This is a genomic window from Capnocytophaga sp. oral taxon 864 (assembly GCF_002998835.1).
In the GTDB taxonomy this organism is placed as follows: domain Bacteria; phylum Bacteroidota; class Bacteroidia; order Flavobacteriales; family Flavobacteriaceae; genus Capnocytophaga; species Capnocytophaga ochracea.
Genome location: NZ_CP027232.1, coordinates 1,640,012 through 1,660,713, shown reverse-complemented (window position 1 = coordinate 1,660,713; position 20,702 = coordinate 1,640,012). Strand labels below are relative to the sequence as shown.

The following is a 20,702-nucleotide window of genomic DNA, read 5'->3' as shown; positions in this document are numbered from 1 at the left end:
CGCGCTTTTCTTACATTCCTTTTATTCCCCCTTTAAACGTTTGTTCTACCCAAGGGAATTTAAGCTTCCAGTCATTCACATAAGCACTTAGCACATACAATGTTGTATTGTTGCCCTCTTGCATTACCTGAGAACTCATTTCAATAGCTCCTGGTGTAGTGGAGGCTATACGCACTTCTCTTAACTCTTTAAGGAAAAGGTAACTGTCAAGACTTTTTACTTTAGTTCCCATTGTAATAGACTGTAAGGTTGTAGGGAAGGTGTACATATAATAAGTAGAATTATTACCACTAATCCTCTCTATTTCAGGTAAATTGATACGTTTGATTTTCGTTCCGGCAAAAGCTCCACCATATATATATTTTACTTTATCCGCCACAACAGTTACTAAGTTTTGAGAATTATAAAAAGCATATGAATTAATAGCTTCTACATTGTTAAGGTCTATCTTTGTAATAATAGGGTTGCGGTAAAGTTCGAATCCACTTGGAGAAACGTTGGGATTATTATAACCATACGTAACCTCTTTTACTGTGTAAGGTACTTTTGGTGGGTTTTGCAACATATCAAAACTGCGTTGGGTAACGTATACATTGCTAGAGAGTCCTTGTAAGACAGTGCCATCACCGTTGGTTCTCCAAAACTTAGTTACGCGTTTAATAGTTACCACACGGTCTTCCGCATTGGCTTTTGTCAATCTAAAGGTAATAGGGGTTATCTCATCGTAATGGTTTTTAGCCGTTACTTTTAATAAAGTACCTGTTTGCTTAACAATTACCCTTTCGCCGGCACCATCTGGTTTTAAAGTAGAGGCATCGTAAGTAAAGCCTTCGGGAACCTCTATGTCTACATAGTCCTTAGCGTCTTTGGTAGTTTTGTCACCGTCAATATTCTCAATAACAAAATTATTGCCGTCCCAACCTCTGTCACGTTCGCCCACTATTACAGTAAGGGTAGCAGTAATGCCTACGCCATCAGCAGTTTTATCGGCGATACGAATATCGTGACTGCCTGTACTGCCGTCTTCAGCTTCAATAACAAGTGAGGGAGAGGGGTCTGTACTCTTGCTTACACTCAAATAACCCACAGGAACTTCATAAGTGAAGTTATCAGTTGCACCGTCAATAGTAACGGTCCGTTTTTCTTTTTCTTGCATATGGATAGTGTGCGTAGCACCATTGCGGAAGAAAAAGTTGGTCTCGGTGCTAGAACGCGGTTTCTCGCCCACACCGTCATCGGCTTCTGATTTGCATCCTACTAAAGTAAGTGCTGTAAAAGCTACTAATACAAAGATGTTTTTTCTCATATTTCTTTTCGTTTTTTAGTAAAAATTGAACATTGCAAAGGTAAGGGGGCTGTCAAGTACTTGCCAAACTTTTTAAGATTAATTTAACGCGTTTTACCTCAATGACGTACTAATGACGTAGTTTTTTAACAATTGTTAAGAAAAATTATTTATCCACGTAAAATAAGGGCTTGCAAGGGGTCTTGCTTTACTAAAAATCACTTAAAAACTCCCTAAAATTGCATTTGTAACCTATTGTTCTCTAATTATTTACTAAATCTTGTAGTACTTTTGACGTAGTACCCAAAACATACTAAAAAATTACTCTTTTATATAATTCCCATTTTTTCCTCACTTTTCAGTCCTTTTTCCTCTATTTTTCCTCATTTTCTTCCTATAATTTTCCCTCGTTATTCCTCATTGTAATTTTGCAAGGCGTAGCCTTGATACTATTTTTAACGTCAGTTCGATATATACAACATTAATTTACAATCGTCTTTCTGTTACTGTTCCGTGAAAATCCAGCAACGCAGTTACCAATCCGTGCGCATCACATTTGTCAATTATCAATTGTCAATTGAAAGACTGTCCGTGTAATCAGTCCGAGACTTTTAGGTTGCTTGCTATTTATTTGTTTGATTTGTAAAGATTTGTAAGATTTCTGTAGCGTAAGCTACACTTTTCTTATATCGAACTCACGTTAGTTATTTTATGTCCGATAAGTCTAACCAGTAGAACGAGAGATATTAGAAGATAGTAGTTCTATAAGTTCGATTAATGTTCAATTATAATTTAATTAATCATCATCGTAGACCCACTGTAGAGTCACTGTAGACCCACTGTAGTTTCGTTTGAAGTTTATTTAAAGTCCATCAGAATTGGTTTGCATATATTCCTCCTCTCTGAAGAAGTCCGCGAGAACGGAGTATGTAATAGGGGAGAGGTTTCTCCGAGTCTCTCCGAGTTCTTCGAAGTCCTCCAAATCTCCGAAATATCTGAACAATCTGAAATTCCAGCCACCCCTCAACTCCCTAATTTTCTAATTTTCTCATTTTCCACCTACCCGTGCGGCTCGCACCTCATTTCCTAATTTTCTTGAGAGCTTCGGCTACTTCGTTATATGTTACGGTTTTATCTTTAAAATAAGAAGAAAGTACGCGCTTCTCCTCTTCGGTAGCCCCTAATTGGTTAAAAATGTTGTTCAAGTGCATTTTCATATGCCCCTTCTGGATTCCCAGACTAATCAGCGAGCTTACAGCCGAAAAGTTCTGTGCTAACCCCACACAAGCCACTATTTGCATTAGCTCGCGAGCGTTAGGCTTTTCAAGGATTTCAAGAGCCGTTTTTACCAAAGGGTGCAATGTAGTAAGTCCGCCCACGGTGCCCAAAGCCAAAGGGAGTTCAAGGGCAAAGAAGAAAGTATCGCCCTCTATCCACGCAGCCGATAAGCTCTTGTACTGCCCGCTACGAGCAGCATAAGCGTGCGCACCAGCTTCTATGGCACGAAAATCATTACCCGTAGCCAAAACTACCGAGTCAATACCGTTCATTATACCTTTGTTGTGAGTGGTAGCACGGTACACATCAGCATTGGCAATAGCGAGAGCTTGCACAAATTTCTTTGCAGCTTCAGCACCTTTTAAGTGGGCAATCTCCAACTCCTCAATAGAGCATTGCACTTTTGCGCGCACCAAACAGTTAGGCACATAGTTCGAGAGTATCGACATTACGATTTCATACTTATCATCGATAGAGGCGTCCCGTTCCGCTTCTTCTCTAAACGTCTGTGCAAAGGATTCTAAGCACGAATTGATGAAGTTCGCACCCATAGCGTCTAAGGTTTCAAAAGTAGCCGAAAGCTGATAATAGTGTGCCAAAGCATCAGTCTTGTCCACTAAGGTAAGAGAAGTAATACCGCCCCCGCGTTTTTCCATATTGGCAGTAATGGGTTGCGCTTTAGCGAGCATCAAGGGTTGTATGTGGTTGAAGAAGTTTTCTAAATTAGTTTTTTCACCGTAGAAGAAGAAATGTACGTGCCCTGTTTTTTCGGTAGAAAGCACTTCGGTATGAAAACCACCACGGCTTTGCCAGAATTTAGCCGCCCTGCTAGCAGCTGCCACCACCGAACTCTCTTCAATAGCCATAGGTACAGTATAAGTGCGCCCGTTGATGAGAAAGTTAGGCGCTACCGCAAAGGGCAGATAGTAGTTAGAGACTGTATTTTCAATAAACTCGTCGTGCAGTTTCTGAAGGTCAGTATCAGCGTTGTGGTACTTTTCAAAAAAGAAGCAGCATTCTCTATATTAGGGAAATAAGTATCGCAAAGCCACGCAATCTTTTGGGCTTTGGTAAGTTTAGAAAAACCGTCTATCTGTTTCATCAGTTGTTAAGTATTAGAGTTCAGCTTTTAGTTTGGGAGGCAAAGGTAATAATAATTAATATATTCGCAAGTTTGTTCATTTACAAAATATTTTGTATCTTTGTACTTTAAATAACAAAAATCAATATAGAATGAAAAGAACAAAACTATTTTTAGCTGTAATGTTATTCAGCAGTATAGCGATGTTACAGGCACAAGTAAAGCCAGGTTTAGAAGTGAAAATAGGAGGCAATATAGCAGGACTTTATTACGCCGATTCTTCTAATAGTGATAGAACTTTTACCCCAGGTTTTCATACAGGGGCGTTGTTCAGTTTGAACTTCCCTACCGGATTTGCTCTTGAAACAGGTTTAATGCTCAACACCAAAGGGCAAGCCTATGAGTATAAATATAAAGACGGCAAAGAAAAACAAATCAGTGAGTTGCATTACACTTATGGTTATTTAGAGATGCCTTTTTATGTAGGCTATAAACTTAAACTCAGGAATGTAAAACTCGTTTGGAAAGCAGGTCCTTATGTAGCAGCTGCTTTGTGGGGCAATAGTCGTGAAGAATGGGCTTACTACAAGAAAGATAAGTTAAAGGACTATAAAGTAACCAATCGCCATTCCCTCAGCATAGGTAATCGTTCTTCTGATGATTTACGCCCTTTTGATGCAGGATTAAACTTAGCCACAGGCGTAGAAATTAAACGATTTACAGCAGGCATTCAGTACGGTATTGGTTTCAGCGATGTGCTCCCTAACCGTTCTGAGAGTACCTCAAACCAAGTGTTTAGCCTTTCAGTAGGATATAGAATATTTTAAATAGGAAAGTATAGTATAAAATAAAAAACAAAAGCCTCAGCATTACGCTGAGGCTTTTGCAATTCCTAATCCTTAAAAATATGAAAAATTTCCTCTATGAAGAAGATCTCGTGGTACCTCCAGGAATCGAACCAGGGACACAAGGATTTTCAGTCCTTTGCTCTACCAACTGAGCTAAGGTACCTTCTTTCATTACGGGTGCAAAAGTAATACTATTTTCGAAACTTGCAAAATATTTAGTGATTATTTTCTAAGTTTTTTCACTACTTTTTTTCAATACTTTGACATTCAGAATAATTATTAAAGAGTTTTTGTGTAAAATTCTCTGCTTTTTTAGCTAATGAACCTTTCGTTATTTAAATTTATTTAGGTAGAGTTGTATTACATTTTCTAAACCTAAATAGAGTGCTTCACAAATAAGTGCGTGCCCTATGGATACTTCCGATAAATTAGGAATATTATCTTTGAAGTACTTCACATTGTCGAGATTCAAATCGTGTCCTGCATTGAGTCCTAATCCTACTTTTTGTGCTTCTAAGGCTGCTTTTATATAAGGGGCTATCTGGGTTTTATCACCGCGAGCATACTCACGCGCATACCTCTCAGTATAAAGCTCCACACGGTCAGCTCCTGTGGTAGCGGCAGCCGTTACCATTGCTTCCACTGGGTCTACAAAAAGAGAGGTGCGAATGCCGTTGCGCTTAAATTCGGTAACTACTTCGGTTAAGAAACTTTTGTGTTTAACAGTATCCCAACCCGCATTAGAGGTAATAGCATCTTCGGCATCAGGAACAAGAGTTACTTGGGTAGGTTTTACTTGTAACACTAAATCGATGAACTTAGGGATAGGGTTGCCCTCAATATTGTACTCGGTGGTTACTACTTTTAGCAAATCGAAGGCATCTTGGTAGCGGATATGACGTTCATCGGGGCGAGGGTGAATAGTGATACCCTCGGCACCAAACTGTTGTACATCTTTGGCTACTTGTAACAAATCGGGGATATTGCCTCCACGTGCATTGCGCAAGGTGGCAATCTTATTAATGTTTACACTTAGTTTTGTCATTGTTTTTTTGTATTATAAACTGTCTTGAGGTTGAGGTTGAGTCTCTTCCTCTTCTACTTCTTTACGAAGAATAGAATCTTTTTTTGTAGGAGTTGTCCTGTAAGCCTTAGGGTTGTATTTGGGGTCGGAGATGTTAAAGCTGGTAGTATCTTTGTCTTGTTGAGGTTTGATATTACCTACAAGTACCTTTTTTAGTGAAGCGAGATACTCATCATTACTTTGTATTTTACCTTCTAAGGAATCTACCCTAAAGAGCAAGTTTAAAGTCTCGCGTTTGTTTTCTACGGCAGTATACCCTAAGATATACTGACGCAAAGGTGAATAGATAATCAGCACGGTGGTGAGCGTAATGAGCACAAAGGCAAACAAGGAACCAAACACAAAGATATTAAGACGACTCAAGCGGAAGGAGGTTTTCTCCTCATAAGTACTGTCGTCCATTACTACCAAGCGGTATTTACTGAGCCACTTGCGTTTCCAATATTCTTTTCTCGATTCTTTATTCGTTGCCATTATACTGATTAGTTATTCCACACTGATTACCTTTTCTATTTGAGGTACAAACTCTTTGATAGTCATTTCCACTCCGCTTTTAAGTGTGAGTTGGTTTACTGAACAGTTAGTGCAAGTACCTTCTAATCGCACTTTTACGATTTTGCCATCTTCGATATCCACTAAAGAAATATCTCCCCCATCATTTTGCAAATAGGGACGTATCTTATCTAAAGCTTTTATTACTTCTTGTTTAAGTTTTTCTGGGTTCATTGATATTGTTGTTTATTAGTTATAAGAAGTTAGTAATTAATTTAAATCTAATTCATCAGGATCATTCCTATTGTCCCAAAAAACAATAAAGCGAATTTCTTTCTTATCTTCTATGATTTTGTAATAGATGGAGAAATTATGAAGCACTATCACCCTTCTTAATTCTTCTGTTGTATTTTCAATATCATATACTTTCTGTCCTATTCTTGGAGTTTGTTTAAGTAGATTAGCAATCTTTTCTACTTCCGTTTCTATTTTATCACTATAAGACCTTGAGAAGGTCTTTTTCATCCAAAACAATAGAGCATCTAAGTATTGTATTTGTGCTTTGGGCATCCATACAATTCTCAATTCATCATCTTTTGCTCCCATTGGTCTATAACTTTTTTGGCTTCTTTCATAACATCATCGTGGGGTATAAAAATACCCTTCTTTTCATCTTCTAAGCCTTCTTTTATAGCTTTTAGAGCTTCTTTTGATATGTTAGAAAGAGGTAAAACTTCTCTTTCTTTAGGTTCTACAATAGGTGTATCCATAATTATTACTTATTAATTGTTACTTGCTACTGCACCCTGCCATATTGGTAATTTTGATAGCCTCAGAGGGTGGTAGGGTTTCGTTGCGAGCGACTACATTCTTCACCACTTCTTGCGCTAAGGAGTGGAAGGCTTTTGCTTGCGGACTGTCTTCTTGCAACGCTATGGGTTGCCCTGTATCGCCTGCCTCACGAACGGCTTGTACTAAGGGTATTTCGCCTAAGAAAGAAACTTTTAGTTCTCCTGCCAGGTGTTTAGCTCCTTCTTTACCAAAGATATAATACTTGTTGTTCGGCAATTCCTTAGGGGTAAAGTAAGCCATATTTTCTACGATACCCAACACAGGCACATTGATATTTTCTTGTCCGAACATTGCTACCGCACGACGAGCATCGGCAAGGGCGACAGGCTGTGGAGTGCTCACTACTACTGCCCCTGTGATAGGTAAGGCTTGCATAATGCTTAGGTGAATGTCGCCTGTACCTGGGGGAAGGTCGATGAGGAGAAAATCTAATTCGCCCCAATAAGCCTCGAAAATGAGCTGGTTAAGGGCTTTGGCTGCCATAGGACCTCTCCATATCACTGCTTGATTGGCATTGGTAAAGAACCCAATTGAGAGTATTTTTACCCCGTAGTTTTCGATGGGCTGAATAAACGATTTATCCTCAATGGTTACTGAACGCGGACGCTCTCTAGCTACATCGAACATCATAGGGATAGAAGGACCATATACATCGGCATCGAGCACACCTACTTTAAAGCCCATTTTGGCAAGAGCTGCTGCTAAGTTGGCTGTAACAGTACTCTTTCCTACGCCTCCTTTGCCTGAGGCAACGGCTATGATATTCTGAATACCTGGAATAGGTTTCCCTTTGATTTCAGTAACTTCGGGTGCGATTACTTTTACATTTACCACTACTTTGGCTTTCTCGTTTACTTCGCCGTGAATGGCTTTCATCACCTCTACTTCGGTGCGTTTTTTGGCTTGCAGACTGGGGTTGTTTATCACTACATCTACTACCACTTCATCACCAAAAACTACTATATTTTGTACAGCACCGCTATCTACCATATTTTTTCCTTCACCAGGAGCGGTAATCTTGCGGAGCGCTTCTAATACGTCTTTTTTTTGAATAATCATCTTTTTAGTTATGGGTTAAGAGTTAATAGTTAAAAGTTTTGCAAAGGTAGAACTTTAAAATGAGAAAAGCAAATTTAAAGAATTGTTTGTAGGGCGAAGAGGCAAAATTAAAGATAAGAGGAAGTATAGCTTGCGCTATAGAAATTAAACAAAAATCAGAATAAAATCAACACTGTGCCTTGTGAAATGGTTATAAGGCTTCAACTTTGCCAAAGGTACGAACCGCACAGGCAAAAACTTTGGCTAAGTGTATGATAAGTAAAAAGGGGAAGACCTAAAGTAGTAGTCTTCCCCTTTCTTAGAATGAGAGTATTAATTTTCTATTTTTTAGTTTTTTTCTCTAAGAGGGGTATATATTTGCCATAACCTTCTTTTTCCATATCGTCTTTGGGGATAAAGCGCAATGAGGCACTGTTGATACAATAGCGCAAGCCTCCTTTATCCTTAGGTCCATCGTTAAAAACGTGACCGAGATGTGCGTTGCCTAACTTACTGCGCACTTCGGTACGAGTCATATTATGAGATTTATCGGTTTTTTCTTCTATGAGTTTTTTATCAATAGGTTTAGAGAAACTTGGCCAGCCACAGCCTGATTCGAACTTATCGGTAGAGATAAAGAGGGGTTCGCCGGTGGTAATATCCACATAAATACCTTCGCGGAACTCGTTGTAATAGGCATTGGCAAATGGGCGCTCGGTAGCGCTTTCTTGGGTAACGGCGTATTGCTCGGGGGTGAGTTGCTTACGAAGGTCGGCTTGGGAAGGCTTTTTAAAGCCTTTCTGTTTGACTGGATTGGCTTTGCGGGCTATTTCAAACAAGGCTGGTGAAATATGGCAATAGCCTTGCGGATTCTTATCTAAATACGCTTGATGATATTCTTCGGCTTTATAAAAGTTCTTTAAAGGGAGCACTTCTACTACTATGGGTTTACTGTATTGTGTGGCAAGTGTCGCGATAGCTTTGTCGATAAGCGGTTTTTCGGTTTCGTTTACGTAATAGATGCCTGTGCGGTATTGCGTGCCACGGTCGTTGCCTTGTTTGTTGAGAGAAGTGGGGTCGATGATTTTGAAATAGAGGTCGAGCAGTTGGTTGAGGTCGATGAGTTGAGGGTTGTAGGTTACTTTTACGGTTTCGGCAAAACCTGTATTGCCTGTACTTACTTGTTCGTAACTGGGGGCTTTGGAGAGTTTGCCATTGGCATAGCCTACTTCGGTGGCGAGCACTCCGCGAATTTGTTTAAAGAAGTGTTCGGTGCCCCAGAAGCAACCTCCTGCAAAATAGATGTCAGTAGATTTTGATTTGTTTGTTTTTTTCATTTCTGCTTGTTGATGAGTTGAATTTTCGTCGTTAGTGATAAGTGAGGATGTTCTTTGGCTATTGCCGTTAGCACACCCCATTGTGAAGACCGTTGTCATTAAAGTAAAAAAAAGGATTTTCATTAGTGATTAGTTTTTAATTAATTAGTTTATGAGTTTTTGTTTTGGTGTGTAACCTCAAAAATAATGCCAGATTAATTAGTAAATTAGCAAATGAGAAAATTAGGTGCGAGTACAAGCTTGCACCAGAGGAGATTAACTTTGCCAAAGGTGCGAGCCGCACGTGCAAAAACTTTGCCAAAGTTAATACCCCTAAAAATGATACCTCTGAGTTATCGAAAGGAAGCGGAAAAGTTCGGAAGTAGGTCGGGAGGGATTTTGGTGAAAAAAGGGTGTAAGGAGGGTGGGGTTAGCTTATAGAGAGCTTATAGGAAGCTTATACGAATCTTGGACGATTGGTATAGGAAGGGTATATAAAAAGTTGATTCATAATATAATACAACGATGCAAAAAACGGTAAAAACGGGGTTTCGAGGCGAAAGAAAAGGGAATGGGCACTAGGCCTTAGGCCACAGGCACTAGGAGGGAGTATGACGGAAAATCAAAGGAAACCTCCCCCTTCTCACATACTCCGCTCTCGCGGGGCACATACCCAGCTGTCACTGGCTAGGTTCAAAAAGGGAGTGTACTGACGGGAAAGATAAAGGAGAGGTGGTGGAAAGGTGTTTTTTACTGGAATTTTACAAAAAAGTCGTACAGGTTATCGGTTTCGGAAAGGTTGAGTTTTTTGCGGATACGGTAACGGGCAGTTTCAACCCCACGAATGGATACACCTTGCATAGTGGCGATTTCTTTGGTTGTGTAATTAAGCCTTATCAGTACGCAAATGCGCAAATCGGTGGTGGTGAGTGAAGGGAAACGCTCTTTGAGATTCTTGAAGAAGTTCTTGTGAATCATATCGAAGTTTTCCTGGAATACTGCCCATTGGTCTTCTTCTGAGATATTCTCGCGGATATGTTGCAAGATAAGATGACTTTTGGCTTTACTTACTTTCTGGTTGTCCATTAGTTGTTCCAGCTCTACTATGAGGTTGGTAAGGAACTCGTCGCGCCTGATGTTTAGCATAGTGGCTTCGGCAAGAGCTTTACTCTTGTACTCTAACTGGTTCGCGAGCATTTGGTTTTGGAGTTTAGTTACCTCCTGTTCGCGTGACTCGAGCAGGCGTTGGCGACGTATTCTTTCACGCAAAAAGGAACGCTCTTTTTTCTTCATTTTATAACGGAAGTAGATAGCTGTTGCTACAATACTTACCCCGATGAAGCTGACAAAATACAATATATAAGCCCAAAGGCTTTTATACCAAGGGGTGGTGATTTGAAACGGGAGAGAATAGAGGGAGAGCTCTTTGTTTAGTTCGTTGAGCACTTTTACTTTGAGCCTGTATTTACCAGGGGGGAGATTTTGATAGCTGATGCTAAAATCGGGGTCGGCTTGCGTCCACCGCTTGTCATACCCTTCTAAGACGTACCACAGTTGGTAATGTTCTTTACTAAAATTGGGATACTGAAATTGGAACACCAAATTGTTTTTGGCGTAAGGGAAAGAAGGATTGGCGGTAATTTCTTCCAAAAGATATTGGTCGGTATCGCGGTCGTAGGAGCGGAGGCTTTTTAGGCTGAGATTATAGGGGTAGGTGGTTTGAGGGGCATTATCGGTATAACGGGCGATACTACCGTCTAAACAAAAGAAAGAAGCACCATCGGAGGAAACGAATACTGAGGCGCGGTCTTCGGTGGTGGGGTGTTGGAGCTCATCGAAAGCAATCTTTTCGGTTATTTTGTATTGACCATCGGCAAAGGAAACTAAAAAGTAATCGGTGGCAGTGATAAACCAGAACCGATTATCGTTTACGGGTACTATATTGCGGGTTTTGGTGAGCTGAGGGAGTTGTTCATTGAGGATAGTATAAGGTACAATTTCTTCTTTATCTTCGTTGTAGTAGTAGAATTGAGAGCCGTCGGCAAAGACTACTTTTCCGCGTATTTTGAGGAGGCGGAGGGCTTCTTTGGTTTTAGGTTTACTGAACACTGTTTTGTGTTTCACCTTTTTTAGGTCTTCGGTAAGTGAAAGTTTGCAGACGCCTTTATAGATGTGATTTGTCCAGATGTTGCCCATAGGGTCTATTTCGATGCGATAAGTAAGGTCGAAAAAGCCATCGACGATATGTGAGGGTTCCCACCTGCCAGCTTTGTCTCTCTTGTAAATAGTAAGTACAGAATACGAAGAGCCGACGAGCACCTCCTGACCGTGAATCGTTCCCTTCTTTAAATCCATACCGCCGACGCCTACATTGCTGAGGGGACGTAATTGGTCACCTACGAGTTCGGAGACTCCTTTGTTATGTCCTACAAATAACTGGTGGTCGAACTGCTTTACGAACCACACTTGGCTTGAGAAGTTGGGCAGTTTGTTGAGTTTTCCGTTAGTAAGGGAAAAGACCCCTTTATTAGAAGCTAAGTAATAAGAGTTGCCTTGCTCAGCCATATCGCTGATGAGCTCTACATCGCCATTTAAATTTAAGAAGCGGAGTTTGCTAGGGATTTCAATCATAGCAATACCGTTGTCTAAGGCTACCCAGAGGTTGTGCTGGATATCTTCATAAACCCCGAGTACGGTGTTATTGTTCAGTCCGTTTTTCTTGTGGATATGCCACAGGAGTTTACCTGTACTGACATTGATAGCATACAAACCTTCGGAAAGGCTTCCTAAGATGAGGTTACCTTCATCGGTAATGAGCGCACGGTTCAGCCTAATGGAGGGTAATAGGGTGTCGATATCGGTAGTGAACTTGCGCAACTGGTCGGTTTGAGGGTTGAAAAAGAACAAGCCATTCTTGTCGGTTACCAGAAGGAGTTCTTTTTGATAGGGGATAGTAGCGATTACCAATCCTCCTAAGCTGTTAGTAGAGAGTTTTTGGTGGAGGCGATGCTGAGGGTCGATGGTATAAAAGTCGGCATTTACGCCTTGCATATAGAGGGTATTGCCGTCGGAGAACATTGCAAAAGGGGCAGGTTTAGGGTTGAAGGCGCATACTTGGTTGCCGTCGAACACAAAATAGGAGGAGAAAGTTTGGAAGTAAATCTTATCTTGATGCTTGAATATGCGCCAGACTTCATCGTTGTGAAAGCGGTAATCTTTGAGTTGGTCTTTTAGAGAAGTGTAGACCAATTGGTTTTGAGCATTGCGCTGGAAGTAGCCAAACTCTTCGAAAGAGCCTACATAGACGCGCAGTTTCGAATCGTTATTATCGGCAAGAACAGAACGGGCTATTTTTTTCTGGGGCAGGTAGTGGAGTTGCCATACCTGTCCGTCGAAAGTAAGTAGCCCTTGGTTATTAGCCACGTAGAGGACGCCCGTTTTGCATTGGCTTATTTGCCAATTTTGCAAGCCTGCCTTGTATTGAGTTTGAGAGTAGTTATAGATAGGTGGGACAAAGGGCAAGTCTTGATTTTGGGCTGTTGTGGTGGGGAAATGCCCCAAAAGAATGATAAGTAAGATGATGAAGTGCTTCATATCTATCGCACAATAGTGAGCGACAAAGGTACGAAAAAAAAATTAAATAAGGTGCATTGGATAGGTAAAAGGTAAAAGATAAAAGGTAAAAGGTAAAACCAGCGAGGGCTCACAGCTGGATATATGAATAAAAGGGAAAAGAGAAAAGGAAAAAAGTAGTGATAGCTATTAGGTTGAAAGACAAGGTTTGTCAGGAGGTAGAGCAGGGGTAAGATAAAGGTAGGGTAAACGATGAGTGGGTCTACAGTGGGTCTACAGTGGGTCTACAGTGGCTCTACAATGAAGATTAATCAAATTATAATCGAAGATTAATTGAGTTTATAGCGCTACTATCTGCTAATATCATTGGCTACTGGTTAGATTTGTCGGACATAAAATAACTAACGTGAGTCCGATGTAAGAAAAGTGTAGCTTACGCTACAGAAATCTTACAATTCTTTACAAATCAAACAAATAGGCAACAAGTTGCCTTTATACACATACTCTGCTATGCCAGCTCGCAAACTACAGACAGATTATAATACAAATACAATTGTAAATCAGTATTGTATATATTGAACAAATATTATAGTCAAATAAAAATAGATTACGACTCAATAGGCTTGTTTTTAGAGGGCGTTTTGCAAATCGCCCCCTACAATATACTGAAAAAGCAACTGATTATCAGTGTGTCAATTTTACTAAGGGTCGTAGCACGACGAGGAGAGAGCTACACGAGCAGGTGGAAAATTAGAGAATTAGAAAATGAGGGTGTGTAGTTAATCGGAGTTCTCAGAAAATCTTGGAGAGACTCAGGACATCACTGATGACTAAAAACTAAGTACTAAATTTTGCTAATTTACAAATTAGTTATTATCTTTGTCGCCAGATTCCTAATGGAGTGATTGCCTTAATAGGGCGAATTGCCTCACATACTCAGCTGTGCCAGCTCGCTGACTTTGCTCCTACGACTTAACACAAAACTTGATTTATATTAAGAACTAAAAACAATGAAAACATTACGTACTTACAGCGATTTTAAAGATATCGTTTTTGATAAGAAAGAAGTGGCTATTAGCAAAGAAGCTAAAGCCCTCATTGAAGAGAGTTACGCTTTCTTAAAAGACTTTGCAGAGAACAAAATCATCTATGGCGTGAATACAGGCTTTGGACCGATGGCGCAATATCGCATTGAAAAAGAAGACCAATTGCAGTTGCAATACAACCTTATCCGCAGTCATAGTTCGGGCTTAGGGGAGGTGTTTGATGAAGAAACCGTGCGTGCGGCTATATTGTGTAGACTTACGAGCTTGTCGTTAGGCAAATCGGGGGTGCATATAGAGGCAATTGAACTGATGCGCGACCTATTGAACTACCGCATTACCCCGCTTATCTTCAAACACGGAGGCGTGGGAGCTAGTGGCGACCTTGTGCAGTTAGCCCATCTCGCCTTAGTGCTCATAGGCGAAGGAGAAGTGTTCTACAAAGGCGCGCGCAGACCTACGGCTGAAGTATTTGCCGAAGTGGGACTCAAACCGCTACAAATACATTTGCGCGAGGGTCTTTCGCTGATGAACGGTACGTCGGTAATGACGGGCTTGGCAGGGGTGAATGTGTATTACGCACAAAAGCTATTGGATTGGACAGTGAAGTTCACAACGGCTATCAACGAGCTAGTACAGACTTATGACGACCATTTTTCATCTGAATTAAACAACGCCAAACAACATACTGGGCAAAAAGAAATCGCCCGAATGATGCGCGACTTCTTGCACGACAGCAAACGCACCCGCAAACGTGCAGAACATCTTTACAAAGGGCAGCACAACGAAACTGTATTTAAAGAAAAGGTGCAAGAATACTACTCCTTGCGCTGTGTGCCACAGATACTCGGGGCTGTATACGACACCATTGCGCATACTGAGCGCATCGTAGAAGAGGAACTGAACTCGGCTAACGACAACCCAATAGTAGATGTGCCTACCCAGCAGGTATATCACGGGGGTAACTTCCACGGCGATTATATATCCCTTGAAATGGACAAGCTTAAACTGGTAGTTACCCGTATGACAATGCTTGCTGAGCGACAGATCAACTACCTTTTGAACCCCAAAATCAACGAGCTATTGCCTCCATTTGTGAACGCGGGTAAATTGGGCTTTAACTTCGGTATGCAAGGGGTGCAGTTTACCGCTACTTCTACCACTGCCGAAAACCAAACCCTCTCTACCTCGATGTATGTGCATAGTATCCCGAACAATAACGACAATCAGGATATAGTGAGTATGGGTACCAATGCGGCGACCCTTACCCATAAAGTGATAGACAACGCTTTTCAGGTGCTTGCTATTGAGGCTATCACCATTGCGCAGGCTATCGATATCTTGGGCTGTTATGACGAGCTTTCGAGCACTACGCAAAGATGGTATAGGGAAATAAGAGCCATTATTCCGTTCTTTAAGGAAGATTTGGTGTTTTATACTTACTTGAAGGAAGCCACATCGTGGTTGAAGAAATAGAATGTTTTTCAACTTTGGCAAAGTTTCAAACTTTGCCAAAGTGTAGCGACAGCGTGATTGAAGAAATAGAACAATCTGACTTGTCGGACTAATGATAGAAAACAAAAAAGAAGTAAAACTAAATAAAAAAACAAATGAGAAAGTATGCTATTATTACAGGCGGTTCGCGAGGCATAGGGCGCGCTATATGCGAAAAGCTCGCACAAGACACCGATTATCATTTACTCATTGCTTACCAAAGCAATGAGGTTGCTGCACTTGAAACCCTCAATCACATCAGGAAATTAGGGCGCGAAGGAGAGATTATACGCTTTGACGTATCTGACCACCAAAGTACTACTGAAGCCCTTACCAAATGGCAACACGACAATAAAGATGCCGTGGTAGAAGTGATTGTGAACAACGCGGGTATTAACCGCGATGGACTCTTTATGTGGATGCCCCAAGAGGATTGGAGCAAAGTGATTTCCACTACTCTCGACGGCTTCTACAATGTAACTAATTTCTTTATCCAAAAGATGCTACGCCATCGTTATGGACGTATTATCAATATCTCATCGGTATCGGGAGTGAAGGGAACCGCAGGGCAAACCAACTATTCGGCTGCCAAAGGAGCAATTATTGCGGCTACCAAAGCCTTGGCGCAAGAAGTAGCCAAAAGACACATCACCGTGAATGCCATTGCTCCTGGTTTTATACGCACTGATATGACCTCTTCGCTCAACGAAGAAGACCTCGTGAAACTTATACCGGTAGGTCGTTTTGGGGAAGCCGAAGAAGTAGCTGACCTCGTATCGTTTTTAGTCTCTAAAAAAGCTTCGTATATCACCGGAGAAGTGATTAATATCAACGGGGGAGTGTATAGTTAGGTAAAAGATAAAAGATAAAAGGTAAAGCCAGCGAGGGCTCACAGCTGGGTATGTGAGTAAAAGATAAAACCAGTGAGGGTTCACAGCTGGGTATGTGAATAAAAGATAAAAGGTATTGCATAAGAAGCGTTGCCAAAGGTCGTTTTACGACCTTTGGCAACGCTTTCTTAATAATATCAATTGTTAATAAAGAATTATCCTTGGTGAGTTTTCTTCAATAAATCGTTTACTACTTTTACGGGGTTGAAGGTGATGATAGGTACTTCTACGAATAGGGTAATCCAGTGAGCCATAGAGCCGTTCCACAAACCGGGGAGTTCGAGAGCTTTTAGCGGTCTGCCCATAAAGGTTTTGGAGGTTATAAAGGCTTGGTTAGGGTCTACGTACTGTTGTAGATCGAATTTTTCGCCTTTGTAGTTCTTCGTGCCACAAACCAAATCTACGGGGTTAAAGTGAGTAGATTGCTGGAAAATTTCCTTTTGCTTGGCATCTGCCATATTCACCTGTGCAGATTCGATGATTTGTAAACTATAACCTTCACCATCTTTCACCCAGAAAGGACCTCCACCGGGTTCTCCTTCGTTCTTCACCATTCCGCATACGCGTATAGGGCGATTCAGTTGCTCTTTGATAAACTCCATAGCATATTGACGGCGGAATTTATAGAGATAATCGGGAACGGAGATATTGATTTCTTTGAGGAAATCGAGTATATGCTTAATCTCTTTCTTCTTAATCTTATCATTATCTATACGATGTAGGATTTTAAACACTTCGTCTTGTACTTCACATAGTTTTCCGGCGAGCGCTTCTTTGTAAAACACGGTCTCATCGGTATACTTTTTCACTACCACATTATCAATATTCTTGATGAAGATGATGTCGGCATCGATATCGTTGAGGTTGCTGAGTAGCGCTCCGTGCCCCGCAGGGCGGAAGACTAAATTACCTTCTTCGTCGCGGAAAAACTCATTATCTTCGGTTACCGAAATTGTATCAGTACTTGGTTTTTGGTAAGAGAAAGTTACATCGAAAGTAATGTTATAGCGTTCTTCGAGTATAGGTTTGATATGGTTGAGTTCCTTATAAAAAGCTTCGGTATGCTGCTCGGTGATGGTGAAGTGTAGGTGTGCTACTTCCTCATCGGAGGCATAAAGTACTGCTTCGCGGAAGTGCTCTTCAAAAGGAGTAGCGATTTTCTCGGAATGCTTATGGAAAGGCAGTAATCCCTTAGGCATATTGCCATAGCCCAACCCTTCTTCATTGAGAAGCGTATTGACGATGATGTGTTTTTGGATATCTTCGTTTAGTGAGGAAAAGTCGGGGTGATTTTTATCAATAGCAGCTTTTAAGATAGGATAAAAGGCAAAGCGTTCGAGACCTTCGAAGAAGGTTTTAACTTCTTTGTTACCTGTTCTATTGACATAAGCTATAAATGACTCACGATCGGGTTCGAAATCGTCTCGGAAAGCGAAAAGAGCTTTAAACATACGGGTAGCCGCACCAGAGGCAGGCACGAATTTGAGGATAGTGTTACCTCGCTTTCGTTTTTGGTAAATAGCAGCGTACTTGGCGGCTTCTTCTTTGCTGAGCGGAATAATACCATCGTCTATCACAGCGGCTTTATACAGTTGTATAGGAGGAATTCCTTGTTTGAATTGCGCTATTTGGGCATCGAGTATTTCTTCGGAGATCCCTTTTTTAATGAGCAATTGGCGGTCTTTTTCTGTTAATTCATTCATAATATAATAGTTTCGTTTAACATTCTAAAACTTACGATTGTTTTAGAGGACAAAGATATAAACAAAAAAAGATAAAAGCAAATAAAAAGCAAAAAAAGTTTTTGGAAGATAAAAGATAAAATTTATGACAGCTGAGTATGTGGCAAATTAGAGAATTAGAGAATGAGAAAATTAGGAAATTAGGAAATGAGAGAATGAGGAAATGAGAGAATGAAGAAATGGAGCGTGAGCTTGTAGCTCACGCTGACGAAGGGACTCGGAGGAGCGAGCTATACGAGCATTCTTATTATTTAGTTTTTGAAATCATAGATTCTTCTGTAGCTATATCGGCTTTTGCGCGGTCTCTTCCTATTTGGAAGCCTATGGTAAGGAGTATTGCTATCGCCCAAATAATAGAGAGCACCAAGCGCCTTTCTTTATTTTTCTCGCGATAAGCACTGGCTAAAAAGATACATAAAAATACAATAACTAACCACATAATATAAGGGTTTAATGAGAGATATAATACAAAAATTCGCCTGTAGCTTTCCCTAATCTATAAATAAAAAAAAAGGATAAGATAACAGCTACAAGGGTTAGTTTTTTGTCACTAAGAATAAGGCGACGGACTGAGGTAAGAAAATTCATAAGTCTTTCTGGATATTCCCTACAAATTCTCCTAAGGCATAAAAAACGCCATATAAGAACCACCATAGTAGAATGGCTAAGAATATCATTTTGGGTATGGACACTGTTTCTGATTCTTTTGTTTTCATATTACAAACGAGTATTAATGTTAATAACTATTGTCCGAACAATCCTTCAAGGAACCCTTGTTTGGCGGAAGCCCAGTTGTTGTACAGATAGGCGATTGCCATTAGTATTAGGAAAGCGCCTATAATTCGGTTGGGTTTTGATTTTTTCATATGCTTATTATTAAAATGCAAATTAAGGAAAATGTTGGGAGAGCCATCACATACAGGCATTATAAAAATCATCAGCGTTGTTTACCTTTTTCATACCCCTCATAAAAGGAGTTTAATAGACTGTCGATGTCTTGTGCTAAGAGAGCAACTAAAAGAGCTATAACTATTACAATTAAGATTTTTGTATGTGTTTTCATAACGTATGTGATTAAAATTCGGTACAAAGGTAGTGAATTATTATTTATAAAACAAAAATAATAATGCCAATAATACTAAAAATGCCAATAATGCCAGAAATACTGATAATTAACTTTGCCAAAGGTGCGAGCCGCACGGGCTGTTAAATTAGCAGATTAGCAAATGTAGAGGGTTGAGGGGTTCGAAAGGATACGGAGAAGTTCGGAAGGGAGCTGAGAAAAATTTTGATGAAAAAAGGGTGTAAGGAGGGTGAGGTTAGCTTATAGAGAGCTTATAGGAAGCTTATACGAATCTTGGACGATTGGTATAGAAAGGGTATATAAAAAGTTGATTCATAATATAATACAACGATGCAAAAAACGGTAAAAACAGGGTTTCGAGGCGAAAGAAAGAGGAATAGGTGATAGGCCTTAGGCCATAGGCACTAGGAGGGAGTATGACGGAAAATCAAAAGAAACCTCCCCCTTCTCACATACCCCGCTCTCGCAGACTTCCATTCAAAGGGGGAATGTGGTGACGGAAAAGGGAAGAAAAATTAGAGAATTAGCAAATTAGAAAATTAGTAAATGGGACACGAGCTATAAGAAACGCGTCAGCAAAGGTGAGCCATAGAGGTAGGAGGGAGGTTCGTTAGGTAAAAGATAATAAGGTAAAGCCAGTGAGGGCTTAAAGCTGGGTATATGAGTAAAAGGTAAAATGGATATATTTAGCTTATACGAATCTTATAGGATAGAAGTCTCTGTTTTGGTAAGAGGATATCTGTAAGGAAGCGTTTTCGTAGAAAAAAGAACTATGTAAATAGGGATTGTGTAGGATATATAACGAATGTTAGAGCTTACAGTGCTGAGGGTGAGAAAATATTTATGGGTGAATTGCTAATTGATAATTATTTTCTATCTTTGCCAAAAATTTACCCATTTATGAATGTAAGATTTACTATACTCACTACCACAATGTTTGTCCTAATGGCTTGTAATAACGGGCAACAGGAAATAGCTGTTGCCGAAGATGCTCTTGCTAACACTCAGAAAGCTGAGGAAGCACGCGATAAGAGCAACGAAGGAAATCCGTTTGGTGCAGGTGGGGCGAATTTTTCTAACAACGTATCGCTACCAGCTACACAGCAAGGAGTAAAGCTCAATCCGCCTCACGGAGAGCCAGGACACCGTTGTGATATAGCCGTGGGGGCTCCGCTACCCAACGACGGCAATGTGATAGCCCAAACGCAAACACAAGCACAGCCTGTGAGCAGTGCCGATGCTAAGCCTGTAGTTTCGGGAGGTATGCCACAAGTGCAACAGGTGCAGGTGACACAACCTCAGACACAGCAAGGGGTGGCGACGAAGGGTCAGAAACTGAATCCGCCTCACGGGCAACCAGGGCACCGTTGTGATATACCGGTGGGCGCTCCGCTGAACAGTAAGCCTGTGAAACAGCAAGCACCAGCTACGCCTAAAACGGTAGAACAACAAATAGTTATCGACCCCAAAATGGCACAACAACACACGGGAACTACTGAACCGGGCTTTTCGGGGAAGCCTAATCCGCCTCACGGGCAACCGGGACACCGCTGTGATATAGCGGTAGGAGCGATATTGCCATAAAAAGAGGCGCAAGGGGTG

General features: G+C 40.8%; 18 protein-coding genes, 1 tRNA gene and 1 pseudogene. 4 read left to right on the top strand and 16 right to left on the bottom strand.

What is annotated here, in order from left to right; translation table 11 throughout:
- Nucleotides 1-10: 10 nt before the first annotated feature.
- Entirely contained in the window at nt 11-1,306 is a 1,296-nt protein-coding gene (locus tag C3V44_RS07340) for a leucine-rich repeat domain-containing protein (protein WP_106096026.1), read from the bottom strand.
- Between the two features lie 1,058 nt (nt 1,307-2,364).
- Nucleotides 2,365-3,665 (bottom strand): annotated as a pseudogene (locus C3V44_RS07335) (hydroxymethylglutaryl-CoA reductase, degradative).
- A 131-nt stretch (nt 3,666-3,796) separates the two neighbouring features.
- Here C3V44_RS07335 and C3V44_RS07330 point away from each other — a divergent pair.
- Nucleotides 3,797-4,471 (top strand): porin family protein, encoded by a 675-nt coding sequence (locus C3V44_RS07330; RefSeq protein WP_106096025.1) that lies wholly within the window; start codon nt 3,797-3,799, stop codon nt 4,469-4,471.
- Between the two features lie 111 nt (nt 4,472-4,582).
- On the opposite strand, the gene C3V44_RS07325 is transcribed toward C3V44_RS07330, so the two are convergent.
- The 9 genes from C3V44_RS07325 to C3V44_RS07275 all read right to left on the bottom strand — a co-directional run bounded on the left by C3V44_RS07325 (nt 4,583) and on the right by C3V44_RS07275 (nt 12,868).
- Nucleotides 4,583-4,655 (bottom strand) — tRNA-Phe (locus tag C3V44_RS07325).
- Between the two features lie 168 nt (nt 4,656-4,823).
- Nucleotides 4,824-5,537: a pyridoxine 5'-phosphate synthase gene (locus C3V44_RS07320; protein ID WP_106096024.1), complete on the bottom strand. Its 714-nt coding sequence runs from the start codon at nt 5,535-5,537 to the stop codon at nt 4,824-4,826.
- Between the two features lie 12 nt (nt 5,538-5,549).
- Nucleotides 5,550-6,050 carry a hypothetical protein gene (locus tag C3V44_RS07315; RefSeq protein ID WP_009417051.1) on the bottom strand — a complete coding sequence of 167 codons (501 nt, stop codon included), beginning with the start codon at nt 6,048-6,050 and terminating at the stop codon, nt 5,550-5,552.
- Between the two features lie 12 nt (nt 6,051-6,062).
- The gene (locus tag C3V44_RS07310; protein WP_009417048.1) at nt 6,063-6,302 is read right to left on the bottom strand and encodes a NifU family protein; all 240 of its coding nucleotides are present in this window, start codon (nt 6,300-6,302) and stop codon (nt 6,063-6,065) included.
- Between the two features lie 36 nt (nt 6,303-6,338).
- Nucleotides 6,339-6,674: a type II toxin-antitoxin system RelE/ParE family toxin gene (locus tag C3V44_RS07305; RefSeq protein ID WP_002674770.1), complete on the bottom strand. Its 336-nt coding sequence runs from the start codon at nt 6,672-6,674 to the stop codon at nt 6,339-6,341.
- Complete coding sequence (locus C3V44_RS07300) at nt 6,650-6,838, bottom strand: antitoxin (RefSeq protein WP_106096023.1); 189 nt, start codon at nt 6,836-6,838, stop codon at nt 6,650-6,652. The genes C3V44_RS07305 and C3V44_RS07300 overlap by 25 nt, the downstream gene beginning before the upstream one ends.
- Before the next feature lie 19 nt (nt 6,839-6,857).
- The gene (locus tag C3V44_RS07295) at nt 6,858-7,979 is read right to left on the bottom strand and encodes an Mrp/NBP35 family ATP-binding protein (RefSeq protein WP_106096022.1); all 1,122 of its coding nucleotides are present in this window, start codon (nt 7,977-7,979) and stop codon (nt 6,858-6,860) included.
- Between the two features lie 320 nt (nt 7,980-8,299).
- The gene (gene msrB, locus C3V44_RS07290) at nt 8,300-9,418 is read right to left on the bottom strand and encodes a peptide-methionine (R)-S-oxide reductase MsrB (RefSeq protein ID WP_106096021.1); all 1,119 of its coding nucleotides are present in this window, start codon (nt 9,416-9,418) and stop codon (nt 8,300-8,302) included.
- A 606-nt stretch (nt 9,419-10,024) separates the two neighbouring features.
- Nucleotides 10,025-12,868, bottom strand: coding sequence for a triple tyrosine motif-containing protein (locus tag C3V44_RS07275; protein ID WP_106096020.1), 2,844 nt, complete (start codon nt 12,866-12,868; stop codon nt 10,025-10,027).
- A 989-nt stretch (nt 12,869-13,857) separates the two neighbouring features.
- Here C3V44_RS07275 and hutH point away from each other — a divergent pair.
- Together hutH and fabG are read left to right on the top strand one after the other, a co-directional pair.
- On the top strand, nt 13,858-15,366 hold the full coding sequence (hutH, locus tag C3V44_RS07270; protein WP_106096019.1) for a histidine ammonia-lyase: 1,509 nt from the start codon (nt 13,858-13,860) through the stop codon (nt 15,364-15,366).
- 134 nt (nt 15,367-15,500) lie between these two features.
- Nucleotides 15,501-16,235: a 3-oxoacyl-ACP reductase FabG gene (fabG, locus tag C3V44_RS07265; protein ID WP_009410614.1), complete on the top strand. Its 735-nt coding sequence runs from the start codon at nt 15,501-15,503 to the stop codon at nt 16,233-16,235.
- Between the two features lie 194 nt (nt 16,236-16,429).
- Here fabG and C3V44_RS07260 read toward each other — a convergent pair whose 3' ends face one another.
- The 5 genes from C3V44_RS07260 to C3V44_RS12505 form a co-directional block, all read right to left on the bottom strand.
- Nucleotides 16,430-17,977, bottom strand: coding sequence for a DUF4301 family protein (locus C3V44_RS07260; protein WP_009410612.1), 1,548 nt, complete (start codon nt 17,975-17,977; stop codon nt 16,430-16,432).
- Between the two features lie 286 nt (nt 17,978-18,263).
- Nucleotides 18,264-18,455: a hypothetical protein gene (locus C3V44_RS07255; protein ID WP_106096018.1), complete on the bottom strand. Its 192-nt coding sequence runs from the start codon at nt 18,453-18,455 to the stop codon at nt 18,264-18,266.
- 145 nt (nt 18,456-18,600) lie between these two features.
- Nucleotides 18,601-18,732: a hypothetical protein gene (locus tag C3V44_RS07250; RefSeq protein WP_009419051.1), complete on the bottom strand. Its 132-nt coding sequence runs from the start codon at nt 18,730-18,732 to the stop codon at nt 18,601-18,603.
- Nucleotides 18,733-18,759: 27 nt separating this feature from the next.
- Nucleotides 18,760-18,882 (bottom strand): hypothetical protein, encoded by a 123-nt coding sequence (locus C3V44_RS12510; protein WP_255493548.1) that lies wholly within the window; start codon nt 18,880-18,882, stop codon nt 18,760-18,762.
- 71 nt (nt 18,883-18,953) lie between these two features.
- Entirely contained in the window at nt 18,954-19,079 is a 126-nt protein-coding gene (locus tag C3V44_RS12505; protein ID WP_256387415.1) for a hypothetical protein, read from the bottom strand.
- 921 nt (nt 19,080-20,000) lie between these two features.
- On the opposite strand from C3V44_RS12505, the gene C3V44_RS07235 reads away from it, so the two are divergent.
- The gene (locus C3V44_RS07235) at nt 20,001-20,684 is read left to right on the top strand and encodes a hypothetical protein (protein ID WP_106096016.1); all 684 of its coding nucleotides are present in this window, start codon (nt 20,001-20,003) and stop codon (nt 20,682-20,684) included.
- Nucleotides 20,685-20,702: the final 18 nt, after the last annotated feature.